This window comes from Prosthecobacter sp. GW821-HT29F12, from assembly GCF_058803405.1.
Genome location: NZ_CM179517.1, coordinates 3012509 through 3029404 on the forward strand (window position 1 = coordinate 3012509; position 16896 = coordinate 3029404).

At 56.2% G+C, this 16896-nt stretch carries 17 protein-coding genes; 3 read left to right on the forward strand and 14 right to left on the reverse strand.

The features are described 5' to 3' along the window. Positions 1-143: 143 nt before the first annotated feature. From AC3RLQ_RS12490 to AC3RLQ_RS12500, 3 genes are read left to right on the forward strand one after another with little or no spacing between them, the layout of a single operon-like run. Positions 144-1121, forward strand: coding sequence for a glycosyltransferase family 4 protein (locus AC3RLQ_RS12490; protein ID WP_493037520.1), 978 nt, complete (start codon positions 144-146; stop codon positions 1119-1121). Continuing rightward, positions 1118-2338: a glycosyltransferase gene (locus AC3RLQ_RS12495; protein ID WP_493037522.1), complete on the forward strand. Its 1221-nt coding sequence runs from the start codon at positions 1118-1120 to the stop codon at positions 2336-2338. Before AC3RLQ_RS12490 ends, AC3RLQ_RS12495 begins: the two co-directional genes overlap by 4 nt. After that, on the forward strand, positions 2335-3267 hold the full coding sequence (locus tag AC3RLQ_RS12500) for a hypothetical protein (protein ID WP_493037524.1): 933 nt from the start codon (positions 2335-2337) through the stop codon (positions 3265-3267). Before AC3RLQ_RS12495 ends, AC3RLQ_RS12500 begins: the two co-directional genes overlap by 4 nt. Positions 3268-3299: 32 nt before the next feature. On the opposite strand, the gene AC3RLQ_RS12505 is transcribed toward AC3RLQ_RS12500, so the two are convergent. The 14 genes from AC3RLQ_RS12505 to AC3RLQ_RS12570 form a co-directional block, all read right to left on the reverse strand. Further along, a complete protein-coding gene (locus tag AC3RLQ_RS12505; protein WP_493037526.1) occupies positions 3300-4283 on the reverse strand; it encodes a hypothetical protein in 984 nt (327 codons plus the stop codon). A gap of 449 nt (positions 4284-4732) precedes the next feature. Further along, complete coding sequence (locus tag AC3RLQ_RS12510; RefSeq protein WP_493037528.1) at positions 4733-5893, reverse strand: aminotransferase class I/II-fold pyridoxal phosphate-dependent enzyme; 1161 nt, start codon at positions 5891-5893, stop codon at positions 4733-4735. Between the two features lie 49 nt (positions 5894-5942). Further along, on the reverse strand, positions 5943-6644 hold the full coding sequence (gene purN, locus AC3RLQ_RS12515; protein WP_493037530.1) for a phosphoribosylglycinamide formyltransferase: 702 nt from the start codon (positions 6642-6644) through the stop codon (positions 5943-5945). Position 6645: 1 nt separating this feature from the next. Beyond that, positions 6646-7605, reverse strand: a complete 960-nt coding sequence (locus tag AC3RLQ_RS12520; protein ID WP_493037532.1) for a hypothetical protein — start codon at positions 7603-7605, stop codon at positions 6646-6648. Between the two features lie 12 nt (positions 7606-7617). Further along, positions 7618-8604, reverse strand: coding sequence for a class I SAM-dependent methyltransferase (locus AC3RLQ_RS12525; RefSeq protein WP_422316445.1), 987 nt, complete (start codon positions 8602-8604; stop codon positions 7618-7620). Positions 8605-8623: 19 nt separating this feature from the next. After that, positions 8624-9304 (reverse strand): acetyltransferase, encoded by a 681-nt coding sequence (locus tag AC3RLQ_RS12530; protein ID WP_493037534.1) that lies wholly within the window; start codon positions 9302-9304, stop codon positions 8624-8626. After that, positions 9301-10848, reverse strand: coding sequence for an AMP-binding protein (locus AC3RLQ_RS12535; protein WP_493037536.1), 1548 nt, complete (start codon positions 10846-10848; stop codon positions 9301-9303). The genes AC3RLQ_RS12530 and AC3RLQ_RS12535 overlap by 4 nt, the downstream gene beginning before the upstream one ends. Positions 10849-10860: 12 nt before the next feature. Beyond that, positions 10861-11613, reverse strand: coding sequence for an SDR family NAD(P)-dependent oxidoreductase (locus AC3RLQ_RS12540; RefSeq protein ID WP_493037538.1), 753 nt, complete (start codon positions 11611-11613; stop codon positions 10861-10863). After that, positions 11610-11837 carry an acyl carrier protein gene (locus AC3RLQ_RS12545; RefSeq protein WP_493037540.1) on the reverse strand — a complete coding sequence of 76 codons (228 nt, stop codon included), beginning with the start codon at positions 11835-11837 and terminating at the stop codon, positions 11610-11612. The genes AC3RLQ_RS12540 and AC3RLQ_RS12545 overlap by 4 nt, the downstream gene beginning before the upstream one ends. Continuing rightward, positions 11834-12547, reverse strand: coding sequence for a WbqC family protein (locus tag AC3RLQ_RS12550; RefSeq protein WP_493037542.1), 714 nt, complete (start codon positions 12545-12547; stop codon positions 11834-11836). The genes AC3RLQ_RS12545 and AC3RLQ_RS12550 overlap by 4 nt, the downstream gene beginning before the upstream one ends. Positions 12548-12564: 17 nt before the next feature. Next, a complete protein-coding gene (gene rfbA / locus AC3RLQ_RS12555) occupies positions 12565-13443 on the reverse strand; it encodes a glucose-1-phosphate thymidylyltransferase RfbA (RefSeq protein ID WP_493037544.1) in 879 nt (292 codons plus the stop codon). Between the two features lie 7 nt (positions 13444-13450). Continuing rightward, positions 13451-14530 (reverse strand): dTDP-glucose 4,6-dehydratase, encoded by a 1080-nt coding sequence (rfbB, locus tag AC3RLQ_RS12560; protein WP_493037546.1) that lies wholly within the window; start codon positions 14528-14530, stop codon positions 13451-13453. 66 nt (positions 14531-14596) lie between these two features. Then, positions 14597-15544, reverse strand: a complete 948-nt coding sequence (locus AC3RLQ_RS12565; RefSeq protein ID WP_493037548.1) for an SDR family oxidoreductase — start codon at positions 15542-15544, stop codon at positions 14597-14599. Further along, positions 15541-16836 (reverse strand): nucleotide sugar dehydrogenase, encoded by a 1296-nt coding sequence (locus tag AC3RLQ_RS12570; RefSeq protein WP_493037550.1) that lies wholly within the window; start codon positions 16834-16836, stop codon positions 15541-15543. The genes AC3RLQ_RS12565 and AC3RLQ_RS12570 overlap by 4 nt, the downstream gene beginning before the upstream one ends. Positions 16837-16896: the final 60 nt, after the last annotated feature.

The following is a 16896-nucleotide window of genomic DNA, read 5'->3' on the forward strand; positions in this document are numbered from 1 at the left end:
TAAACTGCCAGCCATGGCTTGTGTATTGCTCAACAGAAAGGGATGTCCGGAGACTTAGCGTTAAGGATTTCACGGGAGCGATATTGCTGTGAGCCTGTGGCGGAGTGTGGTTAGGTGCTCGCCCACGCCCTTTATCAACGCACATGAAAATTCTCGTCCTCCCCTTTGGCGATACGTCCTGCGCCAGCACCCACTACCGGGTGATCCAGTATCTGGAAATGCTGAGGGCGGATGGCCTCAGGTATGATGTGGCCCCTCCGGGCACGCTGCCTCCGTCTGCTGAGATCGCAGGCTACGACGCCGTGCTGGTGCAGAAAAAACTGTTCTCCACGTCACAAGTGCGGACCCTCAGAGCCCATGCGAAAAGGCTGCTGTTCGACATTGATGACGCGACCTGGCACCCCCATGGGCGCAAGCATAGCTGGTGGACGCGCTGGCGCACCAACCGGCGGCTGCGGAGCATCGTTCGTGCAGCCGATGTGGCCCTCGTGGCCAATCACTACATCGCCCATCATCTCTCCGCACTCGGGGCCAATGCGCAGGTGCTGCCCATGGCCCTGAACCCGGCAGACTGGCCGCCTCCTGCTGCCACCGAATCCACCGGCAGAATCCGCATCGGCTGGTCAGGTGCTCCGGTGAATCTGCGCTACCTGGAAACGCTGGAGCCAGTGCTCGCTCAGATCATGCGCGAGCACTCCGAGGTGGAGCTGGCCGTCTTTTGCGGCAAGAAGCCTGACTTCTCTGCCGCCACGCCCTACATCCATCTGCCGTGGCGCCAAGGCGGCGAGTCTGCGGCGGTCGAAACGTTCCACATCGGTCTGCTGCCGCTCCCCGTGGACGCCTTCTCTCAAGGCAAGTCCCCTATCAAGGCACTGCAGTACATGGCGGCCGGGATTCCCACGGTGGCAACCCCGCAGGCTGGCGCATTGGAACTGGACCGCGAATCAGGTGCCATTGCCTTCGCCAAAACGCCCGCCGAATGGCACGCCTGCCTGACCTGCCTGGTCAATGACGCCCCCAAGCGCGAGGCATTGGGCCGCCATGCCAGAGCGGCATTCGAAGCGCACTACTCCACCACGAGCACCTACCCCTTGTGGAAGTCTTATCTCATGGGGGTATGAAAAAGCCGAAAATCGTTCTGCTCTCCGACCATATCAATGGCGGAGCCGCCACACTGGCCAACATGCTGGCCAATGACCTCGCGCAGCGCGCCGAGTATCAGATCGAACGCTGGCATTTTTCACCTCCTGCAAAAGAGGGGCTGTTCACAGGGCTGGTCTCCGAGCGCTCCCTGGCACCTTCCGTGAAGAGACCTCCGCTGGAGAGACTGGTGAAAAATTTCTCGCGTTCCCTCGCGGCGCGCTGGCGCACCAAGCGGCATGAACAGGCTTTATACCAAGCCATCAAGACAGCACGCCCGGACTTGATCCATGTGCACAACATCCATTCCGCAGATCTCTACCACGGCTCCCTTTTAAAGATTGAGCCGCACATCCCGCTGATCTGGACCATCCACGATCTCTGGCCCATCAAAGGCCATGCCTGCTCATGGATCGAGCACACCACGGGCCTCCGAGACCGCTATGAAATCGGCAGCAGAAAAAGAGCCACACTGCTGCGGGCTCGCGATGAACTGCTGCTACAGCGCCGCAACCTCACGCTGGTGGCGCCTTCGGACTATGTGAGCCGCGTCATGCACCCTTTGATCTCCCGCTTTAAAACACGAGAAGAGATGATTCCCCATGTGGTGCGGCCGGAGTTTCTCAGCGCCCCCTCCCGTGAAGCAAGCCGTGCCGAGCTGGGCCTTAGCGAGGATCTATTCTGGCTCGGCGTCGGCGCCACCTGGAACAACAACCGCAAAGGCATGGACGTGCTTTGGAGAGCCCTGGCCAGCATCGACTGCCGGGGCCTCGGTCTCGCCATCTGGGGGCAGGAGCCCGCGTCCCCTTCCCTGCCGGGCCTGACGCTGCGCACCTTCGGCTCTGTGAGCAACCCGGCCCGGATGGCAGCGCTCTATGCCGCCATGGATCTCTTCATCTGCCCAACGAAGGGAGACACGGGTCCGCTGACCGTTTTGGAATCGATGGCCTCAGGGACACCTCCCCTGGCGAGTCGGATTGGCGGCATCCCTGAACGAGTCCAGCATGGTCTCACCGGCCTGCTGTTTCCCAGTCAGGAACCGGCCGGACTGGCCCGGCTGATCAAAGAGTCGCGTGCCGGCCGATGGCCCCTGCAGGAGATGGGCGCGGCGGCTCAGGCCTATGCGCATGCAAATCATGCGCCGGAAATTCAAGCCGTGCAGTACAGCCGTTTATATCAAAGCATCCTGGCCCCATGAACTCTGCCACGCCCAGCCCCCCGGACAACGCGCCGACGGACATCTACTACGTCCATCGCGGCCCCATCCCACGCTATCTCCTCTGCTCCCTGGAGAACACCCGGGTCTTCAATCCTGACGCGCGCTTGTTCTTGATCGGTGATCATTCACATGCGCAGTTTGGCCGGCTGGAGGTTACGCTCGTCGCCATCAAGGACCTGCCGCAAACTGAGCTGGAGGCTTTTCAAAAATCCTACGTCCACACCTCCGGCAATCCGGAAGGCTTTGAGCGGTTCTGCTTCAGCCGGTGGTTCCTGCTCAAAGAAGCCATGCTGGCCTGCGGCTCTGACACCGCGCTCCATCTCGACAGTGACTGCATGATCTTTGACACTGCGCAGGCCCTCACCCAAAGGCTGCTGCCTCCGCCAGCGGTGTGCTACTACGGAACGAGTGGCAACCCGCATGTGGCGGTGTTTCGCAAAGAAGGAATCGCCGGTCTAACAGCCACCCTCTCCGGCCTGTTTGATTCCGATCTTCATCGCACCTGGGTGAAAACCGACTGGCTGGCGGCGCGGCAGTACTTCTGCGACATGACGGGTCTGGGCGAACACCGGCGCCTGCACCCGGAGCAGGTCAGCAGCCAGATGGTCTGGGATGATGCCATTCTGGAGCAGACCATGTCTGAGGCCGACGGCTACGAACGCTGGCCCGGCCCCAAGAAACTGAAGCGCGTGCAGTGGCGCGAAGAAGGCGAAAAACTCGTCCCCTACCTCCGATATCTCACGAGCAACCAGTGGGTGCGCGCGCTGGCCCTGCACTACAAAGGAGCGGCCAAGCGGCGCATGCGAAAGTTCAACACCCTCTCCAGCTCCCGTTTGAAACGCCGTGTAAACAAGTGGATGTTCAACAACATCGCACCAATCAATCTGCTCTCTGGTTTTAAGGCTTAAAAGCGCATAGCGATATAGCTGTAATTTGCGTCCTAGTGAGACTTCAAAAAAGCATCTGATGATCCTAGAAAACGGCTGAAACGGATTTTAATCTCACGAATCAGCAGATAGTAAAAACGGATGGCGCTTTTTTGCTTTTTTGAATAGCTGTTCAGAATATACTGCTCGTCACAGAGCCTTCTGCTAGCCACCGCTTCTGCGGTGAATTGTTTGGGCACAAAATTGGGATCGACGGGAACATCGAAGCGGACATCATGAACGCCGCTATGCAGGCCCGACTCATCAAGACCGATGTTTTTCACCAACGATTTCGCAGGCACCACCGTGAACATCCGATTCTTAATCATCGTTATCGTCATGAGCAGATCCCCGGCAAGGTGGTATTGATCCGCTTTCATCCCTTTGTCCCGCCACCTTTTAAATCTCTTGGATAGATGCTTTCCGAGATAGGACAATTCCGCGATCAGCCTTTGGTTGTCAGCTTCCCTCTCAAACACTTCGCCCCAGTTAATGTCGCCAAATAACTGGAAACTCTCCGCCCAAATTCCCACCCCCCAAGGACAAAACATCCTTGAGAAAAACACATCTGCGGAGGCTTTCTTGTCGAAGACCCCATGAGGAGCGTACCCGCCTATGGAAAAAACCCGGCGATTATCTTTATAGAAAGCCAGGGCCTTGTTCATGTATTCAAGAAAATGCGGCGACGTGATATTATCATCCTCCATGAAGATGCTTTTCCCATACATTTCCGTTAAATTGCGATGGGCCAAGTGGGTGTTTTGGAACTGATTGTTCTCGACCGGAAGATTAAGAACGACCTTTTTGAAGCCATCCACCGTCTCAAGATACCTCCTTAATTTTCCAACCTTCTCCTCGTCACCTTGCCTGGGTCCATCTGAGAAAATGTGCAACTCTGAATCGGTTGCCAGAGTGTTACGCTTCAGGGCATCAATCGTCAGCTTTAACTTATCCAGTCTTGAGTAAGTACATATGCCAATTGGCGCCAACTGATTCATGTTCTCGTGGTGTTTTTATTTTCCTGCTGCAACGAAAGAAGCAGCAATGCCGCTTACTTGTCCAATGACTTCCTGCTTCACACTGACTCTTTCGGGAAGCATCCACCCCAGCCATGAGCCGTCGGCCATAAATTCATTTCGCAGCAGTTTTCAAACATCTTGGAGGCATGTTCGTGACTTGCCGATGCAAATGCACTGGCGGCCAATAGCCCACTCAACCGGAACTCAGTTTTCATATCACCGACGCTCCCTCAACATGCGATCGAGGAACTTCACTTTGGAAATGCGCGGCCAGATGTCAATGATGACACAGGTCGCTACAGGTCGCTGTCTGACAGGAAGCCAAGAGCCGCCTGTGACGTGTTTTAGATTTTGCCCCGAGACTTCAGCATTCGCCCATCGCCACCGGCGGGCAGACGCAATCTCACCAAGCTAAAAGCTCATGAATCTCACGGCTCACGAGTCCCAGGTCCATTGCGAGCCTCAGACATGATATTACCGATGATGTGACAAACAGATTCCACATCATTTTCAGTGAGGGCGCTTCCTGTAGGAAGACAGAAAAGACGTTGCGTAAGCCGCTCTGTTTCCGGCAAATGATTCCCTGCGAGCGGATACAAAGTGCGATAAGGTTCCATGCGATGGCAGCCCGGATAAAAATACCGTCGGGCAATAACCCCCTGTTCGTGCAGGCGTGACACCAGCAGATCGCGGCTGATACCGGCGAGGTCCGACTCGATTTCTATGACCACATATTGGTAATTGCCGCGTTCAGCCTCACCGTAGGGCATTACCGAGAGACCCGGCAGGCCGTCCAGCAACTCCTGATACCGGCGATGATGGGCACGATTAATGGCAATGAACTCATCAATGCTCTCCAAGTTAGTCAACCCCATGGCTGCGGAGATCTCGTTCATTTTGCCATTGGTGCCTATGCAGTCCACCTGATCATAGCCCGAGAATCCAAAGTTGGTCACTCGCCGCAGTCGCAGCGCCAGTTCATCATCATTGGTGGTAACCATGCCTCCCTCAAACGAGTTGATGAACTTGGTGGCATGGAAACTGAAAACCTCAACATTGCCAAAACCACCTGTCATCTGCCCGTTGTGCGAACAACCAAAAGCGTGAGCAGCATCAAACAGAAGCTTCAGGCCGTGCTTGTCAGCTATTCTTTGCAGTGCCTCGACATCACAACCACGACCCCAGAGATGCACGCCCATGATGGCCGTTGTTCTCGGCGTGATAAGCGCCTCAACCTTTGCGGGGTCAATATTGTGGGTCACGGGGTCAATGTCGCAGAACACCGGGGTGATCTCCTGCCATTGCAGTGCATGCGCCGTGGCAATGAATGTGAATGACGGCACAATCACTTCGCCAGAAAGCCCCAGCGCACGAATGGCTATCTCCAACCCGACTGTGGCATTGCACATGGCAATGCAGTGCTTCACCCCCAGAAATTTGGATACAGCCGCCTCAAACTCTTGCGCATACTTTCCATTATTGGAGAGCCAGCGGCGCTTTAAAGCATCCACTGTGCGCGAAAGAAAGACATCCTGATTTCCAATATTCGGCGTTCCGACAAACAGTGAATTGCCTTGATTGAAACTCATGAACTCTATTGATAAACTATTTATAATAACAGGCTGTTTATAACAGCTCCTAAGCTGCCCGATTTACGGGCGTGAAGCTTTTGATCCATTCCTCTTCGAGCGCCGGAGAGTACCACCCCTGATCGAATGAAGCATTGGCAACAACAGCCTCGTTTTCGGAGATCAAAATCCGCCCGTCACTTAACCATAGTGCGAATTGCATCAGGCATCGACATTCTTGAATGAACAACTCGTGCCTGAGCTCATTTTTCTTGTATTCGTAAGGAACTGGGAGGCAGGACTGCATCACAGGCCGCCCGCCATCAATTGACTGGTCCACAATGTGAATCGTGTTTCCGATGAACCGTGCTCCATACAGAATCGCACGTTCAAAAATGGCCTTGGGAGGCAGCACATTTGTCGTCCAATCCGCCCCCCTCTTCCCTGGAAACGACGGAAGAAGCGAAAAATGAGAGTTGAATACAGTCCCTTTGAAGGACGCAAGAAAGGCGGCTGAAAACAGCCGGGTGAATCCGAAAGAGATCAGCGCATCGAACTTGTGCTCATCCATCAGAGTCGACAATGCCTCGTTGAATTCAGAACTGGTCTCGCCTCTCGCGATCAAGCTTTGAATGCCATGCGATTTTGCAATTTCCAAATTTTTGTCGTCTTTATCGGAGATGACAGCGTGAATCCGAGACCTAAATTTCTCTTCCAAAAGGCATGTCTGCAGCTGCCCTCCACCCGCATTTGTAATTAATGCTATCTTCATTTTATGATGCTAGTTCAGCTGTACAAATGCCAAAGCCATCCGCGCCAAAGTCGTTACCGTTGTAAAGCATATGGAGCTTCTGGTTAAACTCAAAGAGAGCCGGGTAGGCTTGTGTTGCTGAGTCCCATGTATTTTCCCCTGCTCCCACCGGGCCGTCACGACCGATGCGCGTCCATGAATTCAAGTCCGGCGAGCTTGCAGATGAGATGCGGTAGGCACCAGCCCCATCCCGGAAGTCCTTGGAACGACGATGGCAGTACCACAGGCGCCACGAATCACCGAAAGGCATGATCCATGGCCGGGTCAGCGCCTCTTCACCCTCCGTCGCTGGAATAGAAGAGCGGCAAAGAGGGGTCCAGGCTATACCGTCAGAAGAGACAGCCTCTTTGATATCATAAACATGCTCGTACTTTCCATCCACCTGCACCCAGCCTGTGCCAGCGCAGTACCACATTCGCCACTGATCGCCGGTTTTCATGACAAACGGAGAGGTGGCTGACCAAGGATCATGCAACGATTTCGCGAGAACAGGACCTTCTCCAGCACGACGGAAAGTTTTGCCGCCATCTTCACTGATCGCCAACCCGGTGGAATTGGTATAAGGAACGGAAGTAGCGCGGCTCCAGCCACTATAGTACAGGTAAACAAGGTCACCGGTGCGAACAGCGCATGACGGCATGATCCCGTGTTCATCAAAGGTGCCAGGTCGGCCAAGTTCAAGCAATGGCTGCTGATTCACGTTCACGATCTTTGTGAAATCTGCCAGGTCGAGATCCACGTAACTGGTCAAACTCATTCCGCGATCTGGGCGGGATGAAAAATAAACACGCAAGACTCCCTCTTTCTCAATGACGAGAGGTGTGGGGACCTGGGCATGGCTTTTCATCCACGGAGCCCCCTCCGCAGGACCGAATATGCGCCCGATTTTATGCCATTCCAGGGGTGTCGAATTGATGCTCATGAATTCAAGACATCATTCTTGGAGATCGCGCACTGCGGCCTCATGGACAACGGACTCAAGCCAGTCATGCATGCTGAGCCCCTTTTTCAGACGGGCCTTGTGCGCAAGATCTTTGGTCTCCACGCTGACTCCCTCCAGCTGGCCCAGATATCGAGAGCGCAGGGTGCCACCACGGGGACCTGGAATGGGGTAATCGAAATTTCCCGACGGCTCCCCTTCTGCAACACGGAAGTCGATGGTATAAAACACGCCGCCGATGATCCAGCGCACGCAGACCTCCCGTGCCTCCACTGGCAGATGCTCAAGAGGCAGCGGCGCCATGAATTGCGGATTGGTCGTGGTCAGGATTTTCGCGAACTCTGTTTTTCTCAGCCACACGGGGATGCTTTCGTCGCCGACAACCACCTTGCCGCCGGGACGACACACGCGAACCATTTCAGCGAGAGCTTTGGCGATGTCTGGGAACTCACCAAGACCGCCGAAGCTAAAGACAGCATCAAAACTGTTATCTGCGTATGGCAGGCTGGTGGCGTCCGAAAGGGAGTAAGAAACGGGAACCTCGACGTCGGTGAGCTTGGCTCGCGCTTTGGCCAGCATGCCCGCGGAGATGTCCTGAAGGCAGAGCAGCCCGCTGGCGTTGAGGCGGGAAGCGATGATCACCGAATCCCGTCCGCTGCCGGCAGCAATCTCGAGCACCTTGGAATCCGGCTTCAATTCAAGATTGTCCACAAGCCGGTTACGCACGACGCCTTCATCTTCGCCGTGGGTGTAAAAGGTCAGATGAAGATACTGGTCGTAGTTTTCAGACCGGTCATCGTAGAATGACTGCGCCTGACGTGCTTTGGCTGCCAGCCCTTCGGCCGGCACGAAATCGGGGATGCCGTCCAGGAAACCAAACTGCTCACCCGCCGTTGTGGATAGCGAATTCTTGGAGGCATCCAAGGTGAGAGGCAGCTTGGTGACCGGGCTGATGAAAAATTTGAGTTCGGAAGGATTCATAGGCAAAACGGATCGTGTTTTAGAGATCGGAAAAGCGCGACATGCGCATGAACTGCTGGCTGCTCAGGCGGAATGGCTTGGTGCTTGCGCTCACGAAGACCTGATCATCTTCCGTGCCCTGAGTCACGAGGGCATTGGCGCCGATGAAGCAGCGCTGGCCGATTTTCACGCCGTGGCCGATGGTGCTGTTCACAGCGAGGAAGGTACCGGCACCCACAGTGACCACGCCTGAGACATTTGCGCAGGAAGTGAGCCAGACATTGTCTCCGATGGTGCTGTGGTGGCCGATCATCGCTCCGCTCCAGACGAAGACATTGCTGCCGAGCTTCACGCAGGGATGGATCATGACCTGGTTCATGATGAAGCAGTTGTCTCCATGCACCAAATCTTTCGGCACGCCGGACTGGGGGTGCACGTAGGAGGCCAGCGTGTAGCCGAGAGCGCGCGCCGCGGCACATTTGCCGGCACGCAGTTCGTTCATGTCCTGATAGCCCAAGGCAACAAGGACCTCATATTGGTCGGGAGGATAAGTCGCGGCCAGTTCTTCAAACGGCACCACGGGCAGCCCCTGCCACTCCGAGCCCGGCATGTAGGCCCTGTCCACCGTGCAGGCGACCACGGTGCGGTCGCTATCATTGCGCAGGAAGTACAGCATGATCTCGGCGATTTTGCCGGTGCCAAAGAGAATGATTGGTTTCATGAAGGGGATGAAGCGAGGGCCAAGAGGGCGACGCGGTCAATCTTACCGTTGGCGTTCTTTGGCAAGGTGTCCAGCACAGTGATGCGGCGAGGCACCATGTAGGGCGGCACGATGGCCGCGACCTGCTGGACCAGCGCTTCCGAGGGGACGCTCTCCGGCATGGCGGCGTAGCCGAGGATCTGCCCCATGCCTTCTCCCAGGCGCTGATAGATGACCGCGCACTCCTTCACTCCCGGCAAGGTGGACAAGGCAGCCTCGATCTCCTCCAGCTCGATGCGGTAGCCCATGTGTTTGATCTGGAAATCGGCACGGCCTTTGAAGTGGAGCCACCCGCGCTCGTCCCGGCGAACCAGGTCACCGGTGCGGTAGCCGACGTCTGCGTAATCCTGATGTCGTGGATTCTGCACAAAGGCGCGGCCGGTGCGCTCGGGATCGCGGTAGTAGCCCAAGCCGACCTGCGGCCCGCGTAGGAACAGCTCGCCGAAATGCGGGTCTGACTCATCCAGCGGCAGGATTTCATGATCGAAATTCTGCGCCAGCGGTCCGAGCGTCGCGAGGTTTTGCATGTCCTCGAAATCATCACTCGTGATGGTGTGGGCGGAGCAGATGCAGGTGCATTCGGTGGGACCGTAAACGTTTTCAAGATCACAGCGATGCCCGAGGAGCGTGAAAAGTTGCTTGAGCTTCGGCTTGGGGAAGCCTTCCCCGCCAAAGATGATCTTCCGGATGCTGGGAAAATCCGCCGCACCCAGCGCACGCGTGGTCAGCAGGTACACCAGCAGGGAGGGCACTGAAAACCACACCGTGCAGTTCGCCGTATTGATCAGTCTGACCAGCAGGCGGGCATCCCGTGCCTGCGCATTGGTGATGGGAGCCAGGGTGGCGCCGGAAAAGATGGCCGTGTAGAAGTCGAAGACCGAATTGTCGAAATAGATGGGATTGGCATTCGTGAGCACGTCCTCATTCGTGATGCCAAAACGGTCCCTGCCCCACGCGATGAACAGCAGCAGATTGGCATGAGACATGACGGCCCCTTTCGGCATGCCGGTCGAGCCCGAGGTGAACATGATGTAGGCCGGAGAGGCACCGCTGATCCCCCGCACATCCGGCAGCGCTTCTGCCGATACCTGCGCAGGCGGGAGCTGCCGCAGATGCAGCACGTCGGCATGGCCGGCAAGATTCAGAGCCTCCGCATGCGGGAGCTGCTCGAAAGCATTGATGATCAGGCGCGGCTCGCAGCTGCCCAAGATTTTCCGCAGCCTCTCCCAAGGACTGTCCGCATCCAGATTGGTATAGATGATGCCGAGCCGCAGGCAGGCCAGCATAGCAGCGTAGGCGGCGGGGCTTTTGTCGTGGAAAAACGCCGCCACATCTCCCTGCCGCAATCCACGCGCGTGCAGCACTCCGGCGGTGGCATCGGCGCTCGCCGCGAGCTCGGCATACGTCACCTTTTCACCGGTGGCAGGATAGCACAGGGCGGTGCGCTCTGGCTGGTTGCGAATGACTTCGGCAAAGGCGATGGGGAGATTCGAAATGAAGGCCATTCGATTCAAGGGTTAAAGGACCAGTCCGCCGTCCACATCCAGGATCAGGCCATTGAGGTAGTCGTTTTCCAAAATGTGCCGAGCGCTCAGGTAAATGTGCTCCACGCCGCCGAGCCTGCGCAGCGGGATCTGCTGCTGAAGGCGGGTGATAATCGCTTCGCTCAGGGCGGCGCGCGTCGAAGGAGTGTCCAGGAAGCCGGGAGCGATGGCGGCAAAGCGGAAGCCCAGAGGCCCCAGCTCTTTGGCCCAGGTCTGGGTCAGGGCATTGACGCCCGCCTTGGCTGCGGAATAAGCGGACTGGCCGGGATTGCCATGGGCGGAGATGGAGCTGATGGAAACGACCGTGCCTTTGTGGCGGCGAGCCAGCCACAGATCAACGGCGCGGCTGGTGACATAAAAAACAGAATCGAGATCCGCGGACATGACGCGCCGCCAAGCCTCACGCGAATGAACGCGTTCGGTGCGGGAGAGCATGTTCACCAGCGGCTCGCTGTGAATGATGCCGGCGTTGTTGACGAGAAGGTCCGGCACCAGCCCTGCATCGAAGATGGCCCGCAGGGTGACGTCCACGGCATCCGCATCAGTAAGATCGCAGGCCCATGCCTGGATCTGGCCGCCGGAGGTCTCGCGCAGTTCGGCGCAGGATGCTTCATCACGATCAATCACGCCCACCCGGGCTCCGTCAGCCAGAAAACGTTCGGCCAGATGCCGGCCGATGCCGCGAGCACCACCGGTGATCAAAACTGCGCTATCTTTGACGATCATACAGCGACGGCATGAGCTTGAAGCGAGCGACGAGCATCCCCGACGCTCTTCATGTCGGCAATCTCATCACCTGTGAGCTGCACGGAGAAAATTTCCTCAATACGAGTGATGAGGAACATGTGAGACATGGAGTCCCAGCTGCTGATCTGGCGCAGCTCCAGAGTGTCCGCGACACTGCTCTCAGGGATGGCGAACACCTCGGCGAATATTTTTTCAAGAGTCATGATAAAGGAGAAGTCGGGCAGGCTGTTTCCACCTGGAAAGTGCATGCGGCCTGACGCAGCAACTCTTGGGAGTTGTACATCATCAAATCAAGGATAGAAAGCACCGGCCCGTCGTCTCCCACTGAGTCGAGCTGCAGATTTTTCAGCTCCGGTTTGAGGAACTGCAACTCCACCCCAGCGGCGGTAAAAACGGGGGAGTCATACAGCTCGCGCCCACCGGGTGGATTAATGTAGGTCTCGGCACCTTCTCGCAGGCAAATGTCCAGAATGCGTTGCTGGCCCTTCAACTCCCCCTTGGGGTAAATGCTTGATGAGGGCACAAACTGCGTGGCCAGTCCCAACCATGCGGCAACCTCCTGCAAATTTTGACTCAAAAACTGCGCCAAATTCCCAGAGGCGGCAGCCAAAAAACTCTGAAACAACGGGAAGACTTCAGCATAGCAGGGAGCCTTCGAATAGGTCGTCGAAATGGTGCGCTCCAAAGACCGCTTCCAGCCGTCATCGGGCTTGATGTCCAGCTCACATATCAGCCGGTTCTGGCTGGCTCCGATCAAAGGCAGGGTGAACCATGCGGGGCCTTGCGGTGTGCGCAGACGGTTGCGGTTGATCCAGCCACGATTGATATAATTGACGTCGTCCAAAAATACGAACCGGTCCGCAGCCGCCATCAGTTGGAAATAACCAATGTAAGGCAGAAAATAGGGCTGCATGACGGCGAGACGCATTTTTAGGCCGGTGAGTGGGTTAAGATGAGTCTGAGCAGATACTGCGAATAGGCGTTTCCACCCATCTCTGCGGCAGTAGCCTGCACGGTTTCCTTGTCGATCCAGCCAGCTTGAAAAGCGATCTCCTCCAGGCAGGCCACCAAGTATCCTTGGTGTTCTTGAATCGTCCGAATAAACTGGGCGGCCTCAAGCAGCGAATCAAAAGTGCCGGTGTCCAGCCAGGTGTGCCCGCGTCCAAGCCTCTCCACATGCAACTGCCCGCGCGACAGGTATTCCTGGTTTATGGAGGTGATTTCAAGCTCGCCCCGTGCTGAAGGTTTGACCGTTTTAGCAATCGACACCACATCGTTGTCGTAAAAATACAATCCGGTGACAGCAAAGTTGGATTTGGGGCGGGTGGGTTTTTCTTCGATGGATCTGGCATCCCCATTCGAATCAAATTCCACCACGCCGAAACGTTCCGGGTCGTTCACTTGATAACCAAAAATGGTTGCCCCTTTCCGCCGTGCAGCCGCTGCGTGAAGTTTAGGTGAGAACCCCTGGCCATAGAAAAGATTATCTCCAAGCACGAGCGCTACACCGTCACTGCCAATGAAGTCTTCGCCGATGAGAAAGGCCTGCGCCAGACCTTCTGGGCGTGGCTGCTCTGCAAAGCTCAATTGAATGCCAAAGCGTGAACCATTGCCGAGCAGTCGCTTGTAAAGGGGCAGGTCTTCCGGAGTTGAGATCACCAGAATTTCGCGAATTCCGGCGAGCATCAACACGGAAAGAGGGTAGTAGATCATCGGCTTGTCATAAACCGGCAGCAATTGTTTGCTGATTGCCTGACTCACGGGGCGCAGTCGAGATCCGGAGCCACCGGCGAGGAGAATGCCTTTCATAGGTGATTTAGGAGGGCTTGTTGGCCATGTTTTTTTCGGCAGCACCGATTCGTTGCAATCCCTGATTCTTTTTCATCAGAATATCCTCCCACCAGGATCGATGTTCCAGATACCAGCGCACCGTTTCACGAAATCCATTCTCTCTCGACTCCAGAGGCTGCCAGCCAAGCTCCGTGCGAATTTTTGACGAATCGATGGCATATCTTAAATCATGGCCGGGCCGGTCAGTGACAAAGGTGATGAGGTTTTCACTGGGGGAAGGAGGCTCGATCAATTCGTCCACGAGCTGGCAAAGCTTTCTGACCAGCTCAAGATTGCTCCATTCGTTGTTTCCTCCCACATTGTAAGTCTCTCCAACCCTTCCTTTTTCGAGGACCATCCGCAGTGCTCTGCAGTGGTCTGACACAGCCAGCCAGTCGCGCACATTCTCGCCTTTACCGTAGACGGGGATCGGCTCGCGCCGCAGACATTTGAGGATGACCACGGGGATGAGCTTTTCGGGAAACTGGTATGGTCCGTAGTTGTTGGAGCAATTGGTCACCACGACGGGCAGACCATACGTGTCGTGCCAGGCCCTGACCAGATGATCCGATGCAGCTTTGCTGGCGCTGTAGGGCGAATGCGGCTTGTACGGGGTTGTTTCCGTGAAGCCAGGATCTTCGGGTTTGAGCGAGCCGAAAACCTCATCGGTCGAAACATGGAGAAACCGGAAGTCCGTGCGCTCATGGCCCTGCTTTGCCTGCCAGTGGCGCAGTGAAGACTGAAGCAGGTTGTACGTGCCAATCACATTCGTGTGAATGAATTCCTGCGGGCCGTCAATCGAACGGTCCACATGGCTTTCAGCCGCCAGATGCATGACCGCATTAATGCCAAAGTTCTGGAAGACCGCCTCCACGGCGGCAGCGTTGTTGATGTCCGCTTTGACAAAATGGTGCCTGGAATGATCGAGCACTCCCTCCAGCGAACTTAGATTTCCCGCGTAGGTCAGCTTGTCAAGATTAACGATCTCGTGATCTGTTTCCAGAATCAGCTGGCGCACCAGATTGGCGCCAATAAAACCGGCGCCTCCTGTAACTAAGACGGTCATTAATCTGATTCTATTTTGAGTGGATCGTCGGAATGGCTTTGTTTTTCTCCATCAGGTCGAGCCTCTTCACGCTTGGATTGCCCGGTAGAAATCCAAGGTACGGGCAAGGCCTTCCTCCCATGAGACAGTCACCTGGTAGCCCAATCCTTTCTGGGCGGCACTGATATCTGCCAGCGAATGCAGAACGTCTCCTGCACGTGCCGGTTCGAACGTTGGCTGCAGTTCCTGGCCGGTCAGCTGGTTGATGTCTTTCACGAGGCGGATCAGGTCGATGGAGTGCCCGGCGGCAACGTTGAAGACCCTGCCTGCAGCCTTCTCCGCGGGAGCCTCGGCGGCGAGCAAATTCGCGGAGACGGCATTGTCCACAAAGGTGAAATCGCGGGCCTGACTGCCATCACCAAAGATCACGGGTGGCTTGCCTTCCAGCATGAAGGTGCAGAACTTCGCGATCACACCGGAGTAGGGTGAATCAAAAGCCTGGCGTGGACCGAAAATATTAAAGTAGCGCAACGCGATGGCTTCAAAGCCATAGAGCTGATAAAAGAGCTGGCAGTAGCGCTCGCCACCATACTTTTGCAGCGCGTAGGGAGAAAGCGGCTGAACGGGCAGTCCTTCATGTTTTTCAGGGACGTCTGCGTTTCCGTAGATGGAGGACGAGGATGCAAACATCAGACGCTTCACGCCAGCATCGCGCGCTGCCAGCAGCACGTTCAGCGTGCCGTCCAAGTTTTGCGCGTTGCTCTCAAGCGGTTCAGCGACTGAACGCGGCACCGAGGGAAGCGCGCCCTGATGAAACACCCAGTCAATACCAGGCATCAGTTTTGCCAGCAGGGCTTGATCGCGAATATCGCCCTCAACGAGGTCGATCTTATCACCGGGCTGTTTCCAATGGAGGTTGGCGGGATTGCCAAGAGAAAGATTGTCCAGAACAATGACTTCCGCACCTCTGCGACAGAGTGCCTCGGAAATGTGAGAACCAATAAAACCTGCACCACCTGTGACGAGAGCCTTCATGCTTTAAAATAATTGGGTTTGCCCTTCATCAGGGTACTGAGCGCGTTGCGTGAATCCACCACCAGCCGCGAGTGTTCTGCGATGAGCGCTGCGTCCACCGCCTTGTGATTGGTAGCCACCAGCACGAGGTCGTAATCAGCCAGCGTGCCTGCCGCAAGAGCGACGCTCTGCCGTCCGGCAAAATGAGCATGCTCACGTGATGGCCGGATCACCGGCACGTGCGGATCGTGGTAATCCACTTCCGCGCCTTGCTGTTCGAGCAGATCCCAAAGCGCATAGGCCGGGCTTTCGCGATCATCATCGACGTTGGACTTGTAAGCGATGCCAATCATGAGGATGCGGCTGTCGCGAATGGTCAGGTGCAGCGAGGCCAGAGCCTCCCCCACACGCTGAATTACGTAAGCAGGCATGGCGGTGTTGACCTCACCGGCGAGTTCGATGAAACGAGTCTCCTGACCATATTCTCGGGCCTTCCAAGTGAGGTAAAAGGGATCGATCGGGATGCAATGGCCTCCGAGTCCGGGACCTGGATAGAACGGCATGAAGCCAAACGGCTTTGTCTTCGCCGCGTCAATGACATCCCAGATGTCGATGCCCATGGCGGCATAGACAACCTTGAGTTCATTCACCATGGCGATGTTCACAGCCCGGAAGATGTTTTCTGTCAGTTTCACCGCTTCCGCAACACGACAGGACTCCACCGGGACGAGAGTCTTGATCGCCCGGCCATAAACACTCAGTGCATGCTTCTGGCATGCAGGGGTGAAGCCACCGACGATTTTCGGAATCACCGCCACATCGCTCTGCGGATTGCCCGGATCCTCGCGTTCTGGCGAGAAGGCGAGATGAAAATCCACCCCGGCTTTGAGGACGGAACCAGCTTCCAGAACCTCCCTGAGTTCGGTATCCGTTGTCCCTGGATAAGTGGTGGACTCCAAGACCACCAGTTGGCCACGCTGCAGATGGGGAGCAATGGCGCGACCGGTGTCCATTACATAAGTGAGGTCAGGTTCGCGGTGTTTCGCCAGCGGTGTGGGGACGCAGATGATGATGGCCTCACATTCGGAAATACGAGAAAAGTCTGTGGTGGCGGAAAAGCGCCCCGCATCGCGCTGAGCACGCACGGCTTCAGAAGAGATGTGGAGGATGTAGGTCTCACCAGCCTCCAAGGCTTTGATTTTGGCGGGATCGATATCGAATCCCAGCACTGTGCTGCCAGTCCGAGCAAACTGAAGGCTCAAAGGCAGACCCACATAGCCCAAGCCGATGATACCGATGGTTGATGACGTCATGTAAAGATCAGAAATGTGAAAACATGATATGAAGGCAAGGCAGAAGGCTTGCGAGAACTT

Excerpts from the sequence above, each read along its gene's own strand:
- AC3RLQ_RS12490 (WP_493037520.1), top strand. The coding sequence starts at position 144 with ATGAAAATTCTCGTCCTCCCCTTTGGCGATACGTCCTGCGCCAGCACC.
- AC3RLQ_RS12495 (WP_493037522.1), top strand. The coding sequence starts at position 1,118 with ATGAAAAAGCCGAAAATCGTTCTGCTCTCCGACCATATCAATGGCGGA.
- AC3RLQ_RS12500 (WP_493037524.1), top strand. The coding sequence starts at position 2,335 with ATGAACTCTGCCACGCCCAGCCCCCCGGACAACGCGCCGACGGACATC.
- AC3RLQ_RS12505 (WP_493037526.1), bottom strand. The coding sequence starts at position 4,283 with ATGAATCAGTTGGCGCCAATTGGCATATGTACTTACTCAAGACTGGAT.
- AC3RLQ_RS12510 (WP_493037528.1), bottom strand. The coding sequence starts at position 5,893 with ATGAGTTTCAATCAAGGCAATTCACTGTTTGTCGGAACGCCGAATATT.
- purN (WP_493037530.1), bottom strand. The coding sequence starts at position 6,644 with ATGAAGATAGCATTAATTACAAATGCGGGTGGAGGGCAGCTGCAGACA.
- AC3RLQ_RS12520 (WP_493037532.1), bottom strand. The coding sequence starts at position 7,605 with ATGAGCATCAATTCGACACCCCTGGAATGGCATAAAATCGGGCGCATA.
- AC3RLQ_RS12525 (WP_422316445.1), bottom strand. The coding sequence starts at position 8,604 with ATGAATCCTTCCGAACTCAAATTTTTCATCAGCCCGGTCACCAAGCTG.
- AC3RLQ_RS12530 (WP_493037534.1), bottom strand. The coding sequence starts at position 9,304 with ATGAAACCAATCATTCTCTTTGGCACCGGCAAAATCGCCGAGATCATG.
- AC3RLQ_RS12535 (WP_493037536.1), bottom strand. The coding sequence starts at position 10,848 with ATGGCCTTCATTTCGAATCTCCCCATCGCCTTTGCCGAAGTCATTCGC.
- AC3RLQ_RS12540 (WP_493037538.1), bottom strand. The coding sequence starts at position 11,613 with ATGATCGTCAAAGATAGCGCAGTTTTGATCACCGGTGGTGCTCGCGGC.
- AC3RLQ_RS12545 (WP_493037540.1), bottom strand. The coding sequence starts at position 11,837 with ATGACTCTTGAAAAAATATTCGCCGAGGTGTTCGCCATCCCTGAGAGC.
- AC3RLQ_RS12550 (WP_493037542.1), bottom strand. The coding sequence starts at position 12,547 with ATGCAGCCCTATTTTCTGCCTTACATTGGTTATTTCCAACTGATGGCG.
- rfbA (WP_493037544.1), bottom strand. The coding sequence starts at position 13,443 with ATGAAAGGCATTCTCCTCGCCGGTGGCTCCGGATCTCGACTGCGCCCC.
- rfbB (WP_493037546.1), bottom strand. The coding sequence starts at position 14,530 with ATGACCGTCTTAGTTACAGGAGGCGCCGGTTTTATTGGCGCCAATCTG.
- AC3RLQ_RS12565 (WP_493037548.1), bottom strand. The coding sequence starts at position 15,544 with ATGAAGGCTCTCGTCACAGGTGGTGCAGGTTTTATTGGTTCTCACATT.
- AC3RLQ_RS12570 (WP_493037550.1), bottom strand. The coding sequence starts at position 16,836 with ATGACGTCATCAACCATCGGTATCATCGGCTTGGGCTATGTGGGTCTG.